A 3,395-nucleotide genomic window follows, 5' to 3' on the forward strand; every position below is an offset into this window, starting at 1 on the left:
TTCTTTAAAAATTCATAGAGTCGAATCAGCGTTGCTGATGGAAACTGCACATTCGTAAAGGTTTAGTGCAGACCGTGCCATCAGCAACATAGAATTTTTGATTGCGTCAAAAGAAACTTCAATTTCGAGTCAAATCGAATTTTGAATGTAACGGCATAACGCGCCAGGTGAAAGACCTGGCAATTCCTTGATTGACTTTGGTTTCCGTGAGGAAACGTCAAAGTTATAGGGTCAAGTGAATAAGAGCACGTGGTGGATGCCTTGGCAATGATAGGCGACGAAGGACGTGATAGCCTGCGATAAGCTTCGGGGAGCTGGCAAATTAGCTTTGATCCGGAGATTTCCGAATGGGGAAACCCACCGAAAGGTATCGCATGATGAATACATAGTCATGCGAGGCGAACCGGGTGAACTGAAACATCTCAGTAGCTCGAGGAAAAGACATCAACCGAGATTCCGAAAGTAGTGGCGAGCGAAATCGGAGAAGCCTGTTAGTGATAGCACAAGACATAACGGAACAGCTTGGAAAGGCTGGCCATAGCGGGTGATAGCCCCGTACGTGAAATGACCTGTGTGGTACTGAGCTAACGACAAGTAGGGCGGGACACGAGAAATCCTGTCTGAATATGGGGGGACCATCCTCCAAGGCTAAATACTCATCATTGACCGATAGTGAACTAGTACCGTGAGGGAAAGGCGAAAAGAACCCCGGGAGGGGAGTGAAATAGATCCTGAAACCGCGTGCTTACAAAAAGTAGGAGCCTCGTAAGGGGTGACTGCGTACCTTTTGTATAATGGGTCAGCGACTTACATTCAGTGGCAAGGTTAACCGAATAGGGAAGCCGTAGAGAAATCGAGTCCGAATAGGGCGATCAGTCGCTGGGTGTAGACCCGAAACCAAGTGATCTATCCATGGCCAGGATGAAGGTGCCGTAACAGGTACTGGAGGTCCGAACCGACTAGTGTTGCAAAACTAGCGGATGAGCTGTGGATAGGGGTGAAAGGCTAAACAAACTTGGAAATAGCTGGTTCTCTCCGAAAACTATTTAGGTAGTGCCTCAAGTATTACCATCGGGGGTAGAGCACTGTTTTGGCTAGGGGGTCATGGCGACTTACCAAACCAAGGCAAACTCCGAATACCGATGAGTACAGCTTGGGAGACAGAGCACCGGGTGCTAACGTCCGGACTCAAGAGGGAAACAACCCAGACCGCCAGCTAAGGTCCCTAAAATTGGCTAAGTGGGAAACGAAGTGGGAAGGCTAAAACAGTCAGGATGTTGGCTTAGAAGCAGCCATCATTTAAAGAAAGCGTAATAGCTCACTGATCGAGTCGTCCTGCGCGGAAGATGTAACGGGGCTAAGCCAGTTACCGAAGCTGCGGATTTGCAATTTATTGCAAGTGGTAGGAGAGCGTTCTGTAAGCCTGTGAAGGTGCGTTGTAAAGCGTGCTGGAGGTATCAGAAGTGCGAATGCTGACATGAGTAGCGTTAAAGGGGGTGAAAAGCCCCCTCGCCGTAAGCGCAAGGTTTTCTACGCAACGTTCATCGGCGTAGAGTGAGTCGGCCCCTAAGGCGAGGCAGAGATGCGTAGCTGATGGGAAACAGGTCAATATTCCTGTACCGATATATAGTGCGATGTGGGGACGGATCTTAATAGGTCATCCGGGTGTTGGATATCCCGGTTTAGTTGGATGTAGGCGTGCATTAGGCAAATCCGGTGCACATATACCGAGGCCAACGATCGAGCCAGCTTGCTGGTGAAGTGACTGAACGAGGTTCCAGGAAAAGCCACTAAGCTTCAGCTATATACGACCGTACCGCAAACCGACACTGGTGCGCGAGATGAGTATTCTAAGGCGCTTGAGAGAACTCAGGAGAAGGAACTCGGCAAATTGACACCGTAACTTCGGAAGAAGGTGTGCCCTATTAGTGTGAAGTGAACAACGGAGCATGAATGGGTTGCAAAAAATCGGTGGCTGCGACTGTTTATTAAAAACACAGCACTCTGCAAACACGAAAGTGGACGTATAGGGTGTGACGCCTGCCCGGTGCTGGAAGATTAAATGATGGGGTGCAAGCTCTTGATTGAAGTCCCAGTAAACGGCGGCCGTAACTATAACGGTCCTAAGGTAGCGAAATTCCTTGTCGGGTAAGTTCCGACCTGCACGAATGGCGTAACGATGGCCACACTGTCTCCTCCTGAGACTCAGCGAAGTTGAAATGTTTGTGATGATGCAATCTCCCCGCGGAAAGACGGAAAGACCCCATGAACCTTTACTGTAGCTTTGTATTGGACTTTGAACAGATCTGTGTAGGATAGGTGGGAGGCTTTGAAGCAGGGTCGCTAGATCTTGTGGAGCCAACGTTGAAATACCACCCTGGTGTGTTTGAGGTTCTAACCTAGGTCCATTATCTGGATCGGGGACAGTGCATGGTAGGCAGTTTGACTGGGGCGGTCTCCTCCCAAAGCGTAACGGAGGAGTTCGAAGGTACGCTAGTTACGGTCGGACATCGTGACGATAGTGCAATGGCATAAGCGTGCTTAACTGCGAGACTGACAAGTCGAGCAGATGCGAAAGCAGGACATAGTGATCCGGTGGTTCTGTATGGAAGGGCCATCGCTCAACGGATAAAAGGTACTCTGGGGATAACAGGCTGATACCGCCCAAGAGTTCATATCGACGGCGGTGTTTGGCACCTCGATGTCGGCTCATCTCATCCTGGGGCTGTAGCCGGTCCCAAGGGTATGGCTGTTCGCCATTTAAAGAGGTACGTGAGCTGGGTTTAAAACGTCGTGAGACAGTTTGGTCCCTATCTTCCGTGGGCGCTGCAGATTTGAGGAAGCCTGCTCCTAGTACGAGAGGACCGGAGTGGACACACCTCTGGTGTATCGGTTGTCACGCCAGTGGCATTGCCGAGTAGCTAAGTGTGGAAGAGATAACCGCTGAAAGCATCTAAGCGGGAAACTCGTTTCAAGATGAGATCTGCCGGGGCCTTGAGCCCCCTAAAGAGTCGTTCAAGACCAGGACGTTGATAGGTCAGGTGTGGAAGCGCAGTAATGCGTTAAGCTAACTGATACTAATTGCTCGTGCGGCTTGACCCTATAACTTTGATCAGTCTGATCAAGGTGTTATGCCAAGTTGACGCATTCAAAACAATTCGCCAAAAGCTGATTCCAAACTCTATGAATTCGTTTGATTGATCATGTGATCAGTCAGACAACCCTTTATGCCTGATGACCATAGCGACGTGGTACCACTCCTTCCCATCCCGAACAGGACAGTGAAACGCGTCAGCGCCGATGATAGTGCGGGTTCCCGTGTGAAAGTAGGTCATCGTCAGGCTCTTACAGCCCAGAAACCCCCAGTCAGAAATGACTGGGGGTTTTTGCTTTGG

At 49.9% G+C, this 3,395-nt stretch carries 2 rRNA genes; both read left to right on the top strand.

Annotated elements, in window-relative coordinates:
- The first annotated feature begins 229 nt into the window (after positions 1-229).
- Positions 230-3,102, top strand: a 23S ribosomal RNA gene (locus tag BLV60_RS33640).
- 128 nt (positions 3,103-3,230) lie between these two features.
- Positions 3,231-3,343, top strand: a 5S ribosomal RNA gene (gene rrf / locus BLV60_RS33645).
- Positions 3,344-3,395 lie beyond the last annotated feature (52 nt).

It is taken from the genome of Variovorax sp. YR634 (assembly GCF_900106655.1).
In the GTDB taxonomy this organism is placed as follows: Bacteria; Pseudomonadota; Gammaproteobacteria; order Burkholderiales; family Burkholderiaceae_C; genus Variovorax.